General features: G+C 42.9%; 19 protein-coding genes. 14 read left to right on the forward strand and 5 right to left on the reverse strand.

What is annotated here, in order from left to right; translation table 11 throughout:
- The 10 genes from AC1DPZ_RS08070 to hemH form a co-directional block, all read left to right on the forward strand.
- A partial coding sequence (locus tag AC1DPZ_RS08070) for a heavy metal translocating P-type ATPase (protein WP_477402473.1) occupies positions 1-1,407 on the forward strand: 1,407 nt, incomplete at its 5' end.
- On the forward strand, positions 1,404-1,565 hold the full coding sequence (gene ccoS, locus AC1DPZ_RS08075; RefSeq protein WP_477402474.1) for a cbb3-type cytochrome oxidase assembly protein CcoS: 162 nt from the start codon (positions 1,404-1,406) through the stop codon (positions 1,563-1,565). The genes AC1DPZ_RS08070 and ccoS, both read left to right, overlap by 4 nt.
- A gap of 84 nt (positions 1,566-1,649) precedes the next feature.
- Positions 1,650-3,776, forward strand: coding sequence for a cytochrome-c oxidase, cbb3-type subunit I (gene ccoN, locus AC1DPZ_RS08080; RefSeq protein ID WP_477402475.1), 2,127 nt, complete (start codon positions 1,650-1,652; stop codon positions 3,774-3,776).
- An 8-nt stretch (positions 3,777-3,784) separates the two neighbouring features.
- The gene (locus tag AC1DPZ_RS08085; protein ID WP_477402476.1) at positions 3,785-3,976 is read left to right on the forward strand and encodes a hypothetical protein; all 192 of its coding nucleotides are present in this window, start codon (positions 3,785-3,787) and stop codon (positions 3,974-3,976) included.
- Positions 3,973-4,875, forward strand: a complete 903-nt coding sequence (locus AC1DPZ_RS08090; protein WP_477402477.1) for a cbb3-type cytochrome c oxidase N-terminal domain-containing protein — start codon at positions 3,973-3,975, stop codon at positions 4,873-4,875. Before AC1DPZ_RS08085 ends, AC1DPZ_RS08090 begins: the two co-directional genes overlap by 4 nt.
- 3 nt (positions 4,876-4,878) lie before the next feature.
- Positions 4,879-6,252 (forward strand): cytochrome c oxidase accessory protein CcoG, encoded by a 1,374-nt coding sequence (gene ccoG / locus AC1DPZ_RS08095; protein WP_477402478.1) that lies wholly within the window; start codon positions 4,879-4,881, stop codon positions 6,250-6,252.
- A gap of 4 nt (positions 6,253-6,256) precedes the next feature.
- Positions 6,257-6,679 (forward strand): FixH family protein, encoded by a 423-nt coding sequence (locus tag AC1DPZ_RS08100; RefSeq protein ID WP_477402479.1) that lies wholly within the window; start codon positions 6,257-6,259, stop codon positions 6,677-6,679.
- The gene (locus AC1DPZ_RS08105; RefSeq protein ID WP_477402480.1) at positions 6,676-7,365 is read left to right on the forward strand and encodes a sulfite exporter TauE/SafE family protein; all 690 of its coding nucleotides are present in this window, start codon (positions 6,676-6,678) and stop codon (positions 7,363-7,365) included. Before AC1DPZ_RS08100 ends, AC1DPZ_RS08105 begins: the two co-directional genes overlap by 4 nt.
- A 144-nt stretch (positions 7,366-7,509) precedes the next feature.
- Positions 7,510-7,854: a hypothetical protein gene (locus tag AC1DPZ_RS08110; protein WP_477402481.1), complete on the forward strand. Its 345-nt coding sequence runs from the start codon at positions 7,510-7,512 to the stop codon at positions 7,852-7,854.
- 148 nt (positions 7,855-8,002) lie between these two features.
- Positions 8,003-9,037, forward strand: a complete 1,035-nt coding sequence (hemH, locus tag AC1DPZ_RS08115; RefSeq protein WP_477402482.1) for a ferrochelatase — start codon at positions 8,003-8,005, stop codon at positions 9,035-9,037.
- Between the two features lie 17 nt (positions 9,038-9,054).
- Here hemH and hemN read toward each other — a convergent pair whose 3' ends face one another.
- The 4 genes from hemN to AC1DPZ_RS08135 all read right to left on the reverse strand — a co-directional run bounded on the left by hemN (position 9,055) and on the right by AC1DPZ_RS08135 (position 13,776).
- The gene (hemN, locus tag AC1DPZ_RS08120) at positions 9,055-10,425 is read right to left on the reverse strand and encodes an oxygen-independent coproporphyrinogen III oxidase (RefSeq protein WP_477402483.1); all 1,371 of its coding nucleotides are present in this window, start codon (positions 10,423-10,425) and stop codon (positions 9,055-9,057) included.
- Positions 10,409-11,458: a 2-hydroxyacid dehydrogenase gene (locus tag AC1DPZ_RS08125; protein WP_477402484.1), complete on the reverse strand. Its 1,050-nt coding sequence runs from the start codon at positions 11,456-11,458 to the stop codon at positions 10,409-10,411. The genes hemN and AC1DPZ_RS08125 overlap by 17 nt, the downstream gene beginning before the upstream one ends.
- An 81-nt stretch (positions 11,459-11,539) precedes the next feature.
- Positions 11,540-12,592, reverse strand: coding sequence for a response regulator (locus AC1DPZ_RS08130; RefSeq protein WP_477402485.1), 1,053 nt, complete (start codon positions 12,590-12,592; stop codon positions 11,540-11,542).
- Complete coding sequence (locus AC1DPZ_RS08135; protein ID WP_477402486.1) at positions 12,589-13,776, reverse strand: PAS domain-containing sensor histidine kinase; 1,188 nt, start codon at positions 13,774-13,776, stop codon at positions 12,589-12,591. Before AC1DPZ_RS08135 ends, AC1DPZ_RS08130 begins: the two co-directional genes overlap by 4 nt.
- 185 nt (positions 13,777-13,961) lie before the next feature.
- Between AC1DPZ_RS08135 and AC1DPZ_RS08140 the strand changes: the two genes are divergently transcribed.
- A complete protein-coding gene (locus tag AC1DPZ_RS08140) occupies positions 13,962-14,189 on the forward strand; it encodes a hypothetical protein (RefSeq protein WP_477402487.1) in 228 nt (75 codons plus the stop codon).
- A gap of 22 nt (positions 14,190-14,211) precedes the next feature.
- On the opposite strand, the gene AC1DPZ_RS08145 is transcribed toward AC1DPZ_RS08140, so the two are convergent.
- Positions 14,212-15,684: a sensor histidine kinase gene (locus tag AC1DPZ_RS08145; protein ID WP_477402488.1), complete on the reverse strand. Its 1,473-nt coding sequence runs from the start codon at positions 15,682-15,684 to the stop codon at positions 14,212-14,214.
- 327 nt (positions 15,685-16,011) lie between these two features.
- On the opposite strand from AC1DPZ_RS08145, the gene AC1DPZ_RS08150 reads away from it, so the two are divergent.
- The 3 genes from AC1DPZ_RS08150 to AC1DPZ_RS08160 all read left to right on the forward strand — a co-directional run.
- Positions 16,012-16,821 (forward strand): hypothetical protein, encoded by an 810-nt coding sequence (locus tag AC1DPZ_RS08150; protein WP_477402489.1) that lies wholly within the window; start codon positions 16,012-16,014, stop codon positions 16,819-16,821.
- A gap of 73 nt (positions 16,822-16,894) precedes the next feature.
- Positions 16,895-19,198 carry an Rv1355c family protein gene (locus tag AC1DPZ_RS08155; RefSeq protein WP_477402490.1) on the forward strand — a complete coding sequence of 768 codons (2,304 nt, stop codon included), beginning with the start codon at positions 16,895-16,897 and terminating at the stop codon, positions 19,196-19,198.
- Positions 19,199-19,296: 98 nt separating this feature from the next.
- Positions 19,297-19,837: 7TMR-DISMED2 domain-containing protein (locus AC1DPZ_RS08160; RefSeq protein ID WP_477402491.1), on the forward strand; the 541-nt coding region annotated here is incomplete at its 3' end.

Genomic DNA, 19,837 nt, shown 5'->3' on the forward strand with positions numbered 1-19,837 from the left:
GGGCATCGCATGGTGATCCGTTATAATGAGATCATTCCAGCCGATGCGATCCTGCTGAAAGGCGAGGCGCTCATCGATTTTAGCTTTGTAACCGGCGAATCGGTGCCTGTTAATAAAACATTAGGGGAAATTATTTACGCAGGGGGGCGGCAGACAGGAGAGGCTATCGAACTGGAAGTGATCAAGCCGGTCTCCCAGAGCTACCTGACCCAACTATGGAATAATGAAGCGTTTACCCGTAAACAGGATAACCGCATGAAAACCTTTAATGAAACAGTCAGCAAATATTTTACTATCGTTTTGATCGCCATTGCTATTGGCTCCCTGCTTGCTTGGTTGCCTTTTAACTACGGGCGCGGGATTGATGCCTTTACGGCGGTGCTCATTGTAGCCTGCCCGTGTGCACTGGCATTAAGTACCCCTTTTACGATGTCGGCAGCGTTAAGTATTTTTGACCGTAACCTTTTTTACCTCAAAAATACCGCAGTAGTGGAGCAAATGGCCCGTATTGACACCGTGGTTATGGATAAAACAGGCACGATCACTACCGGCCGTAGCAAGCGTATTGATTTGGACGTGGAATTGACCGGGGATCAAAAACAACTGATCTACAGTGGCTGTGTTAATTCGATCCATCCTTTAAGCCGTATGATCTGTCAATACCTCGGATCCCTGGAAAAGCTGCCCGTAATGAATTATAAAGAATTGCCAGGGAAAGGGATTACGGCCACCATCAATGGGCATCAACTGCGCATCGGCAGCGACGAATTTTTATTTGGCTATTTTACAGAAGCCAAACTAATGACCCGCGTTCATTTAATGATTGATGGCCACTACCTGGGCCATTTCGCCTTTTTGCAGGAGTATCGGGATGGCATGGAACGGATAGGGGAGTTAGAACCGGTCTATTCCCTTTATCTGCTATCAGGTGACCAGGATCATGAACGGAATGAATTGCTTCGGTTCTTCACCGATGAGGGGCACATGTACTTCGGGCAATCTCCACAACAAAAGCTTGACCGGATTGAAATGCTCCAACAGGAGAGCCATAAGGTAATGATGCTGGGAGATGGTCTGAATGACTCAGGGGCATTAAAGCAAAGCGACCTGGGCGTGGCGGTTACGGATAATGTGAATAATTTTTCGCCGGGCAGCGATGCGATCCTCGATGGTCGTTCTTTTCATAAATTGCCTGCTTTCCTACGTTTTTCAAAAGATACCGTCAACATCATCCATGCCTCTTTCCTGATCTCGCTCACTTATAACCTGGTCGGTTTAAGCTATGCGGTTACCGGTAGTCTGTCGCCCCTGGTAGCAGCCGTATTGATGCCACTGAGCACCGTGACCATTATTTCATTTACCACTCTGGCCACTCATTTTGCCGCAAAAAGGAGAAAACTCGTATGAACATCATCTATTTCCTGATCGGTTGCAGCGTTTTGCTTGCCCTGATCTTCCTGGGCGCATTTTTATGGGCCCAGCGCAGCGGACAAAACGAAGACCTCTATACCCCATCCATACGGATTCTGCTGGATGATGACGACCCGAAGGCCGATAAAAAATGATTTCAATCATTTTTAAAGCCCACTTTCGTCATGCTGTCACCCAACAAGCCTTGATAATTTTACCACCATAAACAGAGAACAATTATGCAGCCTGAAAAATTTTATTATGACAACAAGATCGTCCGGAACTTTGGTATAGCTACCGTAGTTTGGGGGATCATCGGCATGACGGTTGGCCTGATTGCGGCTATCCAGCTATTCCATCCGAGTGCCAATATGCACAACCAGTATACCACCTTTGGCCGTATCCGCCCGTTGCACACCAACGCGGTTATTTTCGCCTTTGTTGGGAACGCCATTTTTATGGGTGTGTACTATTCCCTGCAGCGCCTGCTTAAGGCAAGGATGTTTAGCGACCTGCTGAGCCAGATCCATTTTTGGGGCTGGCAGTTAATCATTTTGTCGGCGGTAATTACCCTGCCGCTTGGCTTTACTACCTCACATGAATACGCAGAACTGGAATGGCCGATAGATATTGCCATAACCATCATCTGGGTGGTGTTTGGCTGGAACATGTTCGGCACTATTTTTAAACGCCGGGAACGGCACCTATATGTAGCTATATGGTTTTATATTGCCACCTTCGTTACTATCGCGGTGCTGCATATCGTCAATTCCTTTGAACTGCCGGTATCTCCTTTCAAAAGTTATATGGTTTATGCCGGTGTGCAGGACGCGCTGGTGCAATGGTGGTATGGTCATAACGCGGTTGCGTTTTTTCTGACAACTCCCTACCTGGGTATGATGTACTACTTTTTGCCCAAAATGGCTAACCGTCCCATTTACTCTTATAAATTAAGTATACTGCATTTCTGGGCGCTCATATTTATCTATATATGGGCTGGCCCGCATCACTTATTATATACTACCCTGCCAGGCTGGGCACAGTCGCTGGGTGTTGCTTTCTCCATTATGCTTATTGCACCCAGTTGGGGCGGGATGATCAACGGCCTGTTAACCCTGCGGGGCGCATGGGATAAAGTTAGGGATGATGTTATTTTGAAATTCATGGTTGTTGGCCTTACCGCATATGGTATGGCCACTTTTGAAGGCCCGTTGCTATCTCTGAAACAGGTGAACGGCATAGCTCATTTTAGTGACTGGATTGTTGCCCACGTACACGTTGGCGCGCTGGGCTGGAATGGGTTCCTTACTTTCGCTATTCTGTACTGGCTGATTCCGCGTATTTATAAAACAGAGCTTTTTTCCAAAAAAATGGCTTCGTTCCATTTCTGGATCGGCACTCTGGGCATTCTTTTCTATGCCATTCCTATGTATTGGGCTGGTTTTACCCAAAGCCTGATGCTGAAAGAATTTACACCTGAAGGTATGTTAAAATACCCGAACTTTTTGGAAACTACTCTGCAGATCCTGCCGATGCACATGATGCGTTCGGCCGGGGGGGCAATGTATTTGCTGGGTGTTATTGTAATGGCCTATAACCTTACCCGAACTGCCTTACAGGGCAAGCTGGTTGCCAACGAAGCAGCCCAGGCCATGCCGTTGGAACCAGTACACACCATGGCCCGGGAAAACAGCTGGCACCGCAGGCTGGAACGTAAACCGATCCAGATGCTGATCGGCGCATTGCTGGTGATCCTGGTGGGCACTTTCATTGAGCTGATGCCGACACTGACCATTTCCTCCAACATTCCTACTATTGCTGCGGTGAAACCTTATACCCCGCTGGAGCTGCAGGGGCGTGATCTTTATATCCGTGAGGGCTGTTCCAATTGTCACTCCCAGACAGTAAGGCCATTCCGATCTGAAACTGAACGTTACGGGGAATACAGCAAGGCAGGGGAATTTGTATACGATCACCCGTTCCTTTGGGGTTCTAAACGGACCGGACCAGACCTGGCAAGGGAAGGTCAGAAATATGGAAACGCCTGGCATTATAATCACCTGATGGACCCGCGGCTAATGTCACCGGGCAGTATCATGCCCAATTATGACTGGTTAATCACACAGAACCTGGATACCACTTCAACCAGGRCTAAAATTCAGGCTATGCGGACCCTCGGGGTACCTTACCCTATAGGATATGAAAACATCGCCAACCGCGACCTCGAAAAACAAGAAAAAGAAATAAGAGATAACCTGTATACCGATCATATTAAAGTGAAAGACAATAAGGAGATCATCGCCATTATTGCCTACCTGCAACGCCTTGGGACAGATATAAAAGCCAGTAAAACAGCCAATAAATAATCAACATCATGTTTAAGCAATTCACAGAAAACATCAACGCAAACCAGGCTTACCTGTTATTCTCCCTCGGGATATTCTTTGTGTTTTTCATTGTAGTAACCATCATGCTGGTACGCACCCGCAAACAGCATGTAGATCATATGCGCGACCTGCCGCTGCAGGACAGTTTAACCGATATACAACAACCTTTTGAATCATGAAGTACCTACGCCTCCTATTAATATCAGCCATGGTCATGCTCTTTAAGCCCGTTATGGCAAGCGACAGCCTTATTCCGGGAGATGTTATGAATGAAATAGCCTATGGTATCATCGTTGCCATGTTGTTGGTTTTCGTCATCGCGATGCTAGTACTGTTAAAAACTTTTAAAGTATTAACCAAAATGGTGCTCAGGCAGCAAGGTTTAACCGAAGCAGAGATTGCCGCGGAAATGGTCCCTGAAAAAATAAAAAAGGAAAAGAAACCCAAAGCTGAGGTTTGGCAGAAAATACTTTCCCTGCGGCCGGTGGAAGAAGAACAGGAACTGTTGATAGCCCACGATTATGATGGCATCCAGGAACTCGACAACCCCATTCCAGCCTGGTTCATGTACCTTTTTTATGCCTCCATCATATTTGCCGCAGGTTACCTGCTGAACTATCACGTATTTAAAACGGGGCAGTTGCAATATGCAGAATATAAAACAGAAATGGTACAGGCAGACCGGGAGAAACAGGCATTTTTAAGTAAAGCCGCCAACCGGGTAGATGAGAACACGGTTAAACTGGTTCATGACCCTGCCTCCATGGCCTCTGGACAAACCGTATATATGCAAAACTGCAAACCTTGCCACGGTGATCATGCCCAGGGGAATGTTGGCCCAAACCTTACAGATGATTACTGGCTGCATGGCAATAAAATCAATGATGTGTTTAAAACCATAAAGTATGGCGTATTGGCCAAAGGCATGCCCACCTGGGAGAAGCAATTATCGCCAAAACAGATTGCAGATGTGGCCAATTATATCAAATCCCTGCATGGCTCAAACCCCGCGGGCGCAAAGGAACCGCAAGGGGCAAAGGAAGCGGATACAGACCAAAAACTGGTTGCAAATAAATAAACGATGGACGGAACACCGGTAGTGAAGGAAACAGAAAAACGCAAGTGGATTTACCCGCTGATTCGTAAAGGAAAATTGTATAAATGGCGTTCATGGATAAGTTACGGGTATCTCCTGCTTTTTTTTACCGCACCTTTTCTCAGGATTAACGGGCAGCCCTTGCTGCTGCTGAACTTTATGGACAGGCATTTTGTTATCCTGGGGCAGGTATTCTGGCCACAAGATATTTTCCTGTTTGTACTGGCTACCCTTGTTTTTGTGGTTTGTGTGGTGTTGTTCACCATTGCTTTCGGGCGTATTTTCTGTGGTTGGATCTGTCCGCAGACTATCTTTATGGAAATGTTTTTCCGAAAGATCGAAAACTGGATCGAGGGCAACGCCGGTAAACAGAAAAAGTTAAATGCCGCTCCCTGGACAAAGGAGAAAATCATAAAAAAAAGCTCCAAGCATATCCTATTTGTTCTCTTTTCCTTCTTAATTGGCAACACTTTTTTGGCTTACCTGGTAGGAAGTGATACACTTTTTAAAATCATTACCGAGCCGGTTGTGCTCCACTGGTCAGGCTTTTTAAGTATCTGGCTATTTACCCTAATTTTTTACCTGGTCTACAGCCAGGTCCGGGAACTGGTTTGTACAGTGATATGTCCTTACGGTAGGCTACAGGGTGTTTTACTTGACCAGGATACCCTTGTTGTAGCTTATGATGAAGTAAGAGGTGAGCCGAGGGCTAAACTATCTAAAAATACGAACCCGATTCATCTTACTGGAGACTGCGTGGACTGCGGGCTGTGTGTATCGGTTTGCCCCACCGGTATAGATATCCGGGAGGGGACGCAAATGGAGTGTGTGAACTGCACCGCGTGTATTGATGTGTGCAATGAGGTGATGGATAAGATCCACAAACCTCTCAACCTGATCGGGTTTTACTCGGAAAATATGATCCGTAAACAGCAAAAACCTTCATTTACCGGCAGGATGATGGGTTACAGCGGCGTCATCATAGTGCTGATGACGGTTCTTTGTTATTTTATTTTTAGCCGCGGCGATATGGATATTACTGTTTTGCGCAGTGCCGGCATGCTTTACCAGGAACAAGAGGGCGGTTACATCAGTAACATTTATAACGCAGAAATCATCAATAAATCCAATACAGCAAGGAACATTAGTATCGTTTCAGAGGATCTCGCAGTAAAAATAAAGTACATACAGGCACCAGGGGCTATCAGCGCAGGCGGGTCTGCCAAAACCGTCTTCTTTTTATTGATCCCGGCCAGGGACATTCACGCGGCAAAAACTGATGTCAAAATTAATCTTGTACTAAACAAAAAAATAATTCAAACGGTAAGCACCACCTTTGTGGGGCCATTAAATGATTAAAAAAATGAATTGGGGAAAAGGAATTATTACCGGCATGGCCTTGTTCATGCTTTTTATTATTAGTATGTGTGTCCGCATGGTTGCTTTGCCGGCAGATGAGTATGACCATCATTATTATGAAAAAGGGCTGGATTTTAATAAAGCCTATGCAAAGGAGAACCAGGTTGTTACAGACCATGCCCAGCCGGTTATCCATATCAACGGCAAACAGGTGAGCATATCTTTCACCGAACCTGCAAAAGGGAGTGTAAAATTCATCAGGCCTTCAAGCAAAGCGCTGGATGCCTCCTTTCCGTTAAATACCGAACTGGGCAAAATTGCTGGTTTATCCACTGCATCATTGATTAAGGGCCGGTGGCATGTAGTACTGGAATGGGAGAGTAACAGGAAAGCTTACCTATACGAAAAGGAGGTAGATATCGAATGAGCACAAACCAGATTGCCTTTTTTATAGGCTTGTTCGGCAGTGTCCATTGTATCGGGATGTGCGGCCCCCTGGCTTTTGCCGTGCCCTCTTTTCATGAACGCTGGTACATGGTAGTTGCCGATAAATTTATTTACAATGTGGGCCGGGTAATAACATACACCCTGCTGGGCTTGCTGATCGGTGTGGTGGGGCACCAACTTTGGCTGGCAGGTTTGCAGCAAAGTGTCAGTATCATCAGCGGCTTGTTGATCATAACTGCCGGTTTTTCCAGGATCTTCAAAGTAAAATTCAGCAGATCCAAATTCGCTGCCAAATCACTGGCGCCTGTGAACAGGCTGATAAGCTATGCGCTGCGACATAAAGCAGGACATTTTGTATTAGGTATGCTGAATGGATTTTTACCCTGTGGCTTTGTTTACCTGGCGCTTATCGGCGCGGTAAATACCTCCTCTCCTTCAGCATCAGCGCAATATATGTTTTGGTTTGGGGCGGGCACTTTCCCGTTAATGTTACTGGCTACTGTTAGTACCGGTTTAGTCGGCCTCCCCTTGCGCCGCCTGATCAATAAGGGAATGCCATACCTGATGGTTTGCCTTGGCCTCTGGTTCCTGCTTCGTGGCATGGAACTGAATATCCCTTACCTCAGCCCCGCGAAACCAGCCTCTGGCGTAAGTATTTGCCATTAGTTTTTGCAATTATCATGAAGTTATTATTGCCGGTTGTTTGGTAGTTAAGGCGCCTTTTGTGATCAGGGTCATATTATTCAAGGGGTGAGATCATGGCACGGATCACAGGGGTAAGAGATATTTGCAGTATTAATCATCATTATTATGGCAACTGTAAATACAACCACCCAATGGGCCGTTCAGGCCGCCACAAAATCCTATAGCAACGGTCTTCAAATTAAATGGACAACCTTCATGGAAAGCCAATCCGACAACAAAACTTTATGGTTCCTGATCTCACTGGTGTTTCAGGGCGTTTTCTTTTTGCCTGTACCGGCTGTTCTGATATATTATTTTAATGCTCCGGTCCTGGTAGTGGTTTTAACACTATCCTTGTTTTTTGCAAATATCATAGCTGGTATGGGAGGTGCGGGAATAAAAACCATGCTTAGGCTTTTTGCAATGAGTATACTTATCCATATTCTTATGCTGATCATCTTTATACTGTAACATTTCACCCTTACTTCAACTTATTATGATTGCAGGGCGATTGTTCCTTTGTATCATAAACCGTAAAGATATGGAGGAGGCCGTTGCTTTCGCCGTCTGGAAATAGCAAAACCCTCATAAAACCAGGTTTAAATTAAATGTATGCTACATGAGAAAAGGAGTTTTGCTGGTTAACTTAGGAACACCGGTTAGCCCGGCCACGGGCGACGTTCGCAAATACCTTACTGAATTCCTGATGGATAAAAGGGTGATCGATATACACCCTTTTTTACGTTTTATGCTCGTTCGTGCGATCATAGTACCATTCCGCGGACCCAGTTCAGCAGGTTTATACCGGAAGATCTGGAATAACAAAACCGGCTCGCCCTTGTTGCATTACAGCACCCTGCAGCAGCAATTATTGGCACAAAGTCTTGGTTCTGATTATGTGGTAGAGCTGGCCATGCGCTACCAGCACCCATCCATCGAAAGCGGACTGGCCAAATTGCGGAACGCTGATGTAGGCAGTATCCGGGTTATATCCCTTTTTCCGCAGTACGCCTCCGCTACCAGCGGTTCAGTGTTTGAAAAGGTAATGAATATCATCAGCACCTGGCCCGTTATACCATCGTTGTCATTTGCCAACGCGTTTTATGATAACCCTTTAGTCATCCGTGCTTTTGCAGTCAACGCGCGAAAATATTTGGCTGCAAATTATGATCATGTATTGTTCAGTTTTCATGGATTGCCGGAGCGGCAGGTGAGGCAATGTGATCCATCTGGTCTCCACTGCATGCAAAAAAGAAATTGCTGCGATCAAATCTCTGCTATCAACCAAAATTGCTATGCAGCCCAGTGCCATCAAACTGCCCGGCTCATTGCCGGTGAGCTGATGCTGAACAGGATGGATTATTCCATCAGCTTCCAATCAAGGCTCGGAAATTCGGAATGGCTCAAGCCGTACACTGCTGATAGGCTTACCCACTTGGCAGCGGTAGGTAAAAAAAGGACTTTAGTGATCTGCCCCGCTTTTGTAGCCGATTGCCTGGAAACGCTTTATGAAATAGGAGTAGAATACCGGGCAGCCTTTTTAATGGCTGGAGGAGAACACCTTCAGCTGGTGGAAAGCCTGAATGACAGCCCCATATTTATCCAGGCACTAAAAAATATGGTAACAGAAACTTCAACCTGTATTATGGCTTAAACCATAATACAGGTACATTAAACGGCCATGCTGAATAATGGCGTAGTTGGCTTATCCGCCCATAGCCTGGCATCAAGGCACATGCATATATTTCGCAGGAAGTTCTTACCAAGCGGTGTAACCCTCAAACCCAGCGAATCCGTTTCTATCAAACCGTCAGCTTCCAATGACTTTAGCCTGTCCAGGCCATCAAATATAGCTTCTGTGGTTTCACTATGATGATTCCAGTTTGTATGTCCTTTACACATGATGTTTAAGATGTGCCGGCGGATGATCAGGTCTTCCTGTGTTAATATATGCCCCTTAAAAACGGGTAAATCCCCATTTTTGATCAGCGCAAGATATTCTTCCACTGTTTTTACGTTCTGAGCGAATGCATTCCAGGAATCGCTGATAGCAGATACGCCAAGCCCAACCAGTAACCGGGTATGCTGATGGGTATAACCCATAAAATTACGGTATAAACTTCCCTTCTGTTCTGCTTTCAGCAATTCATCGCCGGGTAACGCATAATGGTCCATCCCAATTTCCTGATAACCATAGCTGCTCAGCAGCCTGCGACCGGTTTCATGCAGCTCGGCTTTCAGTTCCGGATCCGGAAGATCCGTCTCCGTAAAATGGCGCTGTCCCGGTTTTATCCAGGGCACATGCGCGTAACTGTAAAAGGCTATCCTGTCTGGCTTAAGGCCTGCAACGGTATTCATAGTACTGATCAGCCCTTCCTTTGTTTGTAATGGCAGGCCATAGATCAGGTCATAATTGACCGAGGTATAACCAATCTTAAGGGCCAGCAGGGTTACTGTCTGTACCTGTTCAAAGGTTTGGTGCCGGTTGATGATGAACTGCACTTTGGGGTCAAAATCCTGTATGCCCAAACTCAGCCGGCGAAACCCCAGATCAAAAAGGGTTTGCAGGTGGTCAATGGTGGTATTGGCAGGGTGAGCTTCAAAACTGAATTCAGCATCAGTATGGATGTGCACGCCTTCCAGCAAACCGTCAATCAGTTTATGCAGGTTTTCGGCGCTAAAAAAAGTAGGGGTGCCCCCGCCTAAATGTATTTCGCGGATCACCGGAACGCCATCGAATACCTCTCGATATAGCATCCATTCCTTCAATACGGCTGCTATATAAGGTTCCTCTACCTGGTGATTTTTGGTAATCCGGGTATTGCAGCCGCAATAGGTACACAAATTTTCACAAAAAGGCAGGTGGACATACAAACTAATACCCGAAGTTTCGTTACTCTCTACAAAAGAGAATCTGGCTGCCTGCTTCCAGGAAGACAGGCTAAAATTGGAATTATCCCAATAGGGCATGCTTGGATAGCTGGTATACCGAGGGGCGGCCACGTTGTATTTATCGGACAAATATTTATGCAGACTTTTCATGGTTGAGTATAGATAAATTTTCCTGGGCAATGTTTTTTTTGCAATCCTGCGCACAGGCACAGGCTTTGCCGACACATTTTTTGAGTTGCCATAAGTCAAGGCTTTTAATGGTCTGGTCGGCAATTTCCTGTAAAGCCTCTTTGGTCAGATACGCCTGATGTGGCGTGATCAGCACATTGGGATGGTTCATCAGGTTAAGCAGCAGCGGGTCTTTGATCAAATCCTTTTGGTGGTCCTCAAAGAAAAGACCCTTTTCAAATTCATAAACATCAAGCCCCAGGTATCCTACTTTTTTACTTTCCAGCGCGTGCAGTATATCCTGCGTATGGATGAGCGCTCCCCGGGATGTATTGATGAGCATGACCCCGGTCTTCATTTTTTCGAGCGTTTCCTTACAGATAAGATGCCTGTTTTCCGGTGTCATCGGAATGTGAAGGCTAATGATATCGGATGCACTTAAAAGGTTGTCTAATGAGGACTGTTTGACGTAGCGCAAGCCTTTGGGGAATTGGGGATCGTAGCCGATCACCTGACAACCGATGCCGTGAAAGATTGTAGCTGCAGCCTGGCCGGTATTGCCCAACCCCACGATTCCAATGGTTTTACCCGAAAAGTTAAAGCCGATAAGGTTATCATTGCGAAAATCAAATTCTTGACTGTGCCGGGCCGCTATAACAATGTGGCGGTTGAGTGCAAAGGCGAGGGCCAATGCATGTTCTGCTATGGCTTGCGGAGAATAGGAAGGAACATTGGCGATTTTCATCCCATGTTTTGCTGCAGCGTCTTTGTCAATGTGGTCTGTACCCGACGAGCGGGTTACAATAAATTTGACGCCATAGCCGGCAAGTATTTCAATGACGCCAGACGACACATCATCATTTGTGAATACAATGACTGCGTCCTTTCCTTCTGCATATACAGCTGTTTCCGGACCTAAAGGGTTTGAAATAAGCGTGATGTCATGCTTTTTCTGGTTGGCCTTTGCCAAATATTCTTTTTCAAAGTGCTTGATACTGTACGCTACCGCTTTCATCCTAATTGCTTTTATTAAACAAAGCTATTATTATGATAACCCCTATAGAATGAGTAATATCAGGCAAAATAATGACATGTGTCAGTTTTTCATTTTTACCAGTTTTTCGGGTTCCAGTATGTTGATCAGGCTGCCTTTCTTTTCAATCAGTCCTTCATCTTTAAAGTCTGATAGTGTCCGGCTTACGGTTTCAGTTGCCATTCCTGCCATAGCGGCGAGGTCCTCCCTGGTTATTTTAAAACCCGCCATGTTATTACCCTGCTGACGGAATAGCCGGATCAGAGCCTCAGCCATTCTTTTTCGTACAGAATGGTAAGCAAGCTGCATCAACTGGTCTTCCTTATACCTGATATCATTGGCCAGCAGCTTAATAAATTCGCGGGCTACCTCGGGATACAGATTAAGTAACCGTTCTACCTGGTCCTTAGGGATAAGACATAACGTGCTGTCTTCAAGGGCAGTTGCCGTATCCGTATAAGGCTCGTTGGATAACAGCGCATTGACGCCCAGGTATTCATCATTAGCATAAATGCCGGTCATTAGTTCGCGGCCATCTTCGGCAAGTTTAATAGTTTTTATTTTTCCGTTGATTACCAGGTAAAGGCCGGCACCCTTATCGCCATCATAGTATATGACCTGATTTTTTTTGAACTGACGGCTTCTCCGTTCGCTGATGATCTTTTTTAATTCGTTAAGCCCGTCGTTTCTGGAGATCAGGGTGTTCAAACTGTCCAATGATTTGCTATAAAAATTTTTCTGGAGTTCCTTCTTTTTCAGTCGGCTTTCAATGGCGTTGAGCAGGTCCATATCATCAAATGGTTTGGTCAGGTAATCATCTGCGCCCATTTCCATCCCCTTTCGCAGGTCTAACCGTTCGGCCTTGGCCGTCAGGAATATAAAAGGGACAGCACTGGTTTCAGGGTTTTTATTCAGCATATATAAAACTCCGTACCCATCCAGCTCCGGCATCATGATATCGCATAAAATAATATCGGGCGGATTTTTAATGGCGAGTTCTACCCCGGTTTTGCCATTATTGGCATCAGCTACATCGTAACCGGCCAGTTCCAGTATTTCAACCACGTTTTCACGGATGTCATTGTTGTCTTCAATTATCAATACTTTTTTATTCATGATATTGGAAATTTAATGGTGAATGTGGTTCCCTGGTTAATGTCGCTTTTAAACTCTATCTGTCCATTCATCAGGCGGGCGTAGCGGGCTACAATATTTAAACCTAACCCGGTTCCAGGGATATTACCGGTGTTATGGGCGCGGAAAAATGCCTCAAAAAGATGTTTTTGGTCGGTTTCCGGAATACCTATTCCGTTGTCTTTAACGGTGATCAGGCAAAATTGTGCATTGATCTCCGTGTTAAATTCTATGAAAGTGTTTTCTCCAGAATATTTTATGGCATTACCGATGAGGTTGATTACGCAGTTTCTGACCAGATTTTGGTCGAGGACGATCAGGCTGCTAATCCCGGTATGCTGGTAAATAATGTTTTGATTTTGCTTGGCCACCATTTGCATTTCCTCTGTAATCTCTTCCGAAAGCTTTACCAGGTCGAAAGCGATGAACGAAGGGGTTACCTTCCCGGCTTCCAGTTTTTCCAGCGATAGAAAATCGTTCAGGATAGCGGTAAGGTTACCAATCGCGGTTTTGATCTTACCGACATGTTTGCTGATGTTTGGATTATCGAAAGGCTGCGCATATTTTTCTATTAAAGAGGATGATAATTGTATAGCACTTAACGGCGTGCGGAACTCATGAGAAGCCATGGATACAAACCTGCTTTTTAGCTGGCCAAGCTCCTTTTCCTTTTCCAGGGAGAGGCTTACTTCTTCTTTGGCCCGTTGTAAGGCTTGTACAGTTTTCTTCAGGGATTGGGTCCTGTCTTCAACCAACTCTTCTAAATGGGCGGCATATTCCTTCAGTTGCGCTTCTGCTTCCATTTCCCGGCTCAGGTCATGAATAAAACCCGCATAGATCTTCCTTCCTGAAAAAGGAACGTCGCTCACCCCCAGTTTGAATGGAAATGTAGTGCCGTCTTTGCGTAAACCGGTCACTACCCGGCCAATGCCAATGATATGCGGTTCGTTGGTTCGCTGGTACCTATTAATATACTCATCATGTTGCTCCTTGTAAGGCGGTGGCATCAGTGTTGAAACATTTTTACCAATCACCTCCTCCGGGCTGCAAAGGAATAGTCTGCAGGCCGCGGGATTAATGGTTTCTACGATGCCTTTTCCATCGATCGTGATGATACCATCAATGGCGTTTTCGATGATCGCTTTTAAAAGAGCGGTGTTTTCCATATACAGATTTTATCAAATATTGATTGTGATCACAAATATTGGTAATCAGAACCATATAAAATATAATTCTTTTCACCCAAAAAAGTGACGATGGTCATTTTTTTGGGTGTCATTTTATAAAAACCCACCTAAAGGTCGAAGGTGATCGTTGGCATCTTTGAAACCAACAGCAGTCATTTATCCAAGTGACCGGCTGGCCGTTGCTAATTAAAGCAGATGGGAAAGGGCTTAGTATTCCGCTGAAGAATATTTTACTTAAAGAAGGGAAATCTTTATTGGGAAAAACCTCATGGCATTATCGGGCTATCGCATTAGCTGACAATTATATAATGCACATTGCATCTGATTATCAATTGCTGAATATAAATTCGATTGGATTAGAATGGAAAGATATCGTGAATGTAAAATCTTGAATCAATCTTAAACAGATTAGTATCAATTACACACCACAGGATTTAAGGGTAAGCTAAAGCCAAAGCTGCTTCCTTTTCCTAATTCACTTTCTATTGTAAAATTTCCATTATGTTTTTTGATGATCTCGGATGCGATATAAAGTCCAAGGCCAACGCCCTGGTAAAGCATTGATGTTTTACTTACGCGGTAAAAACGCTGAAATAATTGGCCTATGTCCTCTTTTGCAATGCCTATTCCAAAATCCTCCACATTTATTACAATGTGCCCCGAAGCCACTTTTGCCTTTACAATTACTTTATTTGCATCTGGAGAATATTTTATGGCATTATTAAGAAGATTAATCAAAACCTGTTCTATCTTAAATTGATCGCCTGTGTAGTGTATATCAATTGAGTTTTCAAGCAGGATCTCATGTTTATTAGAGATTTGTTGTACGCTGGATATACTATTAACAAGCGCATCTGAAAAACTAAATTCAGATATATTCAAATCTACTTGCCCGGAGTTTATCCTGGTAACATCTAATAAATCTTCTATTAATCTTTCCAGGCGTTTAATGCTATTGTTAGCATTTACAATAAAGGCATAAGTTTTATCAGCTTTGTTGGTCTTTTTTTCCAGGAGCTGATTAATGGCTTTAATATTAGTTAATGGTGTTTTAAATTCATGACTTACCATATTAAAAAACTCATCTTTCTTTGCTTCTGCAGCGGCGCGTCGTTCTTTTTCCTGCTTTTGAACCAATAATTCTCTGTTGGCTATAATTAATTCTGCGGCGCGTTTTTCTTTTTCTTCATCCTGGAAGCCAAGTTCTTGAAGTGCTATAATCAATTCGGCGGCACGTTTTTCTTTCTCTTCATCCCGAAAATCGAGTTCAATGTTGGCTAATATCAATTCAGCCGCCCTTTTTCCTTTTTCCTTATTCTGAAATACGAGCTCCTTGTTAGCTATGATTAATTCTGTTGCCCGTTTTTCTTTTTCCTTATTTTGAAATACCAGTTCAGCATTGGCAATTATTAATTCTGCCGCCAGTTTTTCCTTTTCTAAATTTTGAAATATTAGCTCTGTGTTTGCTATTATCAATTCCGCGGCACGCTTTTCTTTTTCCTGGTTTTGAAATATTAGCTCTGTATTCGCTAATATCAATTCCGCAGCCCGTTTTTCTTTTTCTTCGTTTTGTAAACTGAGCTGGGCATAAGCGATAATTAATTCTGCCGCGCGCCTTTCCTTCTCTTCATTTTGAGAATCAAGCTCTTTATTTACTTCAATTAACGCTGCGGCAAGCTTTAGTTTTTCTTCGTTTTGAAAATCAAGCTCAATGTTTGCAATAATTAACTCTGCTGCGCGCTTTCCTTTTTCTTTATTTTGAAAAAGTAGTTGGGTGTTTGCAATGCTTAATTCGGCAGCAAGCTTTTCTTTTTCCTGATTTTGGATGATGAGTTCCTTGTTTGCAATACTTAATTGATCGGATATATTCATTTTATCTTTTTCCATAATATGGCTTTACAACCAATTGGGGGGTATATCGTAACTGTCCGATACAAATTATAACAAACTGATTGTGAATTGCTAAGCTTGAAAAAACCGGATCACTACAATAGTACATAATAAAAATGTACTATCGGCATGATAAAGCCTTAATAGGTTAAAAAGTTACCCCGATAACCCTCGTAGTCCTGCTTTGATCTCTATTTCTTCAATTACTAATTAAAAACCCGAACCTTAAACGAAAATCGCCGTTTAATTTACTTAATCCCCCTACGCTAATTAAGTAATAATCCTGTCGGATTAAATATTATTTGTTCAGAAAAAATTTCATTAATGGATGATAATGTAAATAAAGAAAAACCCGAAGTAAGACTCAGAGCTTTCAGGGCAATTGATGAGCCCGAAACTTGCGAGCTATTTATTGAAGGCCACACTAATGTTTTAACCAGCATTGGCGTTACAAAGGTTACATCCTCTAAAAATGAATGGTCGGCAAACCCCGGCGCTTTTGTAATAATCGTTGAATCAATGGATGGAAAAAAGGTTTACGGAGGCGCGAGGGTTCACGTTGCAGGAGGATCGCAGCCATTACCCATTGAGCAGGCAACTGGCGGAATGGACGCTCGGGTATTTGGCCTGGTTAATAATTTTGCACAACATGGTACCGGAGAAATTTGTGGTTTGTGGAATTCGCAGGAACTTTCAGGATATGGTATAGGAACCCCATTGCTGATACGTGCAGGTATTGCAATTTCATCTCAAATAGGGTTAAAGTCACTTTTTGCATTATGTGCTCCCTATACCGTAAAACCCGTAGTCAATTGCGGTATGGTACTCGTAGCCGGGATTGGTGATAAAGGAACTTTTTATTATCCAAAGATTGACCTTATCGCCACAGCTATGATTTTAAAAGATGTTTTCTCTTTAGAAAAAGCCGGGGAAGAGGATAAACTTGCAATGTTTGCAATGCGGTCTTCCCCAAATTCTTTAAGGATAGAGGAATTAAAGCAAAAAGAAATAACGATTAATTTTAGGCTTCAGATTCCTAATCTTCATCAATGGGATTTATCTCAAACTATAGCATCAGCCCAAAAGAATTTTCTGGAAAGGAAAGTGGAAAGAAAAGAACCGGAGTTTTTTTAAATTTTATTTTATTTGTTTTTAAAGGTTAACTAATTCCTGTCTACTTCGTATAGATGGTTAATAATCTTAACTTATGGATAATATACCAGATTTTCTTGCAAGCTTTAAAGAAACAAAAAACATTCACGAGCCAATCATACTCAGGTTAGATAACCAGGCTGATAAAGCAACTTTTAAAAAGCTATTTGAGGATTCAAAAATAACATTTGTTTATGACGAAATTTATGGGCAGTTACAAGAGCTGATTAAATGTTATAACCCATCTGTTAAAATTAAGCAGAATGAATACCCCAAACTTATTGATAAACATTTAGCCGGGAAAGATATTGGAGAATATGGCGTATGGGTTTATTATCCATGGAATCAGCGTTTGGTACATTTGCTGGATAAGGAAGAGTTTATTGAAGTGCGTACAAATAGAAACCAATATAAAATAACCAAAGCTGAGCGGGATATACTAAGTACAAAGAGGATTGGAATTATTGGGCTTTCTGTGGGGCAATCCATTGCTTTAACATTAGCAATGGAACGTGGGTTTGGTGAGTTGCGACTTGCTGATTTTGATGAATTAGAGTTGAGTAATTTAAATCGTATTCGTGCCGGGGTGCATAATTTAGGGATTCCTAAAGTAGTAATAACAGCCCGGGAGATTGCCGAAATAGATCCTTTTCTGGATGTGACGTGTTTTTTTGAAGGCCTGACAGAAAAGAATATGGACGATTTCTTTTTGAAAGATGGAAAGCTCGATATTTTGGTGGATGAATGCGATGGGCTTGATATGAAAATAATATCACGTTTTAAAGCAAGAGAACTTAAAATACCGGTAGTTATGGATACCAGTGACCGTGGGATGCTGGATGTGGAAAGATTTGATCTGGAACCGTCAAGGTCTATATTGCACGGAACGGTTGACAATGTAGATACAGCAACGATAAAAGGTTTAACTAATGAAGAAAAAATACCCATTGTTTTACAAATGCTGGGTATTGAAAACGTATCATTAAGGATAAAAGCCTCGATGATAGAGGTGGAGCAAACCATTAACACATGGCCTCAACTGGCAAGTTCTGTTGCATTAGGGGGGGCAGTGGGGGCTGATGCATGCCGGCGTATCCTGCTTGATCAGTTTCATGATTCGGGAAGATATTATGTTGACCTGGATGAAATTGTTGGCGATAAAATACCTGAGCCATTTATTTCGCAAGTGCCTGTTAATCCCTTCTCGCCGTTACAGGAAAATGAAATGTATCTATTGGCACAAAATTATAATCCGGAAGTTAAGCCCGACGGGATTAGTATTGATAATGATTTGATACAAGAATTGGTTAGGGCCGCCTGTGCAGCTCCCTCAACGGGGAATGACCAGCCCTGGAAATGGTTATATCATAACGAGACTTTATTTCTTTATCATGACGAATACCGTTCTTTTTCTTTCGGCGATTTTCAAAAAACAGCTTCATTTATTTCATTTGGCGCGGCATATGAAAACCTGTATATCCATGCGCTTAGTAAGGGGATAGAAACTTTTTATGAGTTTTTACCCGGCCAGGATGAAAGATTGGTGGCGGCAATCCGGTTCAAAAAGATTGAAAACCAGGTAAATCCCCAATTAAATAATCTTGATGCCAGCATTTTTAAACGGCATACCAACAGAAATCCATCACCAAAAACAGAACTTTCTTCAACTGTTTTTGAGCAGTTGGCAATTATTACAGAATCAATTCCGGGGGCTGCGTTTCAATATTTCACAGATGAAAGCATCATAAAAGAGTTAGGAGAGATTATTGGTGCGTGTGATAGGGCTCGTCTATTAAACCCTGCCGGGCATAACGATTTTATTAATCATGAAATGCGATGGACATCTGAAGAGGCTTTAATCAAAAAAGATGGTATTGATGTAAAAACGCTTGGTTTCACTAATTCGCAACTGGCAGCTTTAAATATCATTAGGAATGAGGAAGTGATCAGAACCATTAACAAGCTTGAAGGCGGTTACGGCTTTGATTCGCTTTCGAAAAAAATAGTGAAAACAGCATCGGCACTGTGTATGATTACTTTGCCCGAATATAACTTAGAGAATTTTTTTGAAGGGGGGCGAGCAATGGAACGTTTTTGGCTGCAGGCTACTAACCTTAACCTGGCGGTGCACCCGGTTATCTCTCCTTTTTATTTATTTTCAAGAATATTACATGGTAACGGCGAAGGGTTAGATACTAAAACCATTAGGGAGCTCACCGGCTTAAGAAAAAGATTTGATGAAATTGCCAAATTGGGGAATAACCGGGCCGAGGTATTCTTCACTAAGATTGCGATTGCAGAAGAACCTGTTTTAAAAGCCTATAGATTGCCATTGGAACAAGTATTAGTTTTTGATTAGCATTAAATTAATATATTTTAGTATTAAATTAGTTTTTTTAATATTAAACACAAACTACATCAACCAATAACGTGATTTACCATCCCGTGCCTGTTAATATGAAAAAATTTTATTTAAGTCTGTTATTCTTTCAAATACTTTGTTTAACAAACGGTTTTGCACAAAAAGCGATACTTTTTAAAGGCGATAATATAGTTATTGGTGAAAACGTGTCGGTTTTGGAAGATGCTACAAGGCATCTCGATATACAATCAGTGCGTAAGGCCTCGGGGTTTGTACAGTCGCATACTCAGGTCCCTAACCTTCAGCTTAGTAATTCAGCTTTTTGGTTACGGTTTATAATTAAGAATGAAAGCGCTGAGACGAACCTTATTCTTAATCTTGAATATCCCACGTTAGATTTATGCCAGTTTTATTATCCTGTTAATGGTGTTTTTTATAAAGAAACATTAAGAGACAATAATCCATTTGCAAAAAGAAAAKATAAGCACAAGGATTTTCTWTTCGATGTTAAAATTCCAAATGATAGTACAGCTACTTTTTATCTGAAGGTTGAATGCAGCCAGCAAATGGTTTTACCATTAGTAATAGGTACGCCTCAAAAAATAGCCGAATCAAAACTTAGTCACGATCTGGTAT

It is taken from the genome of Mucilaginibacter sp. P4_G9 (assembly GCF_056400985.1).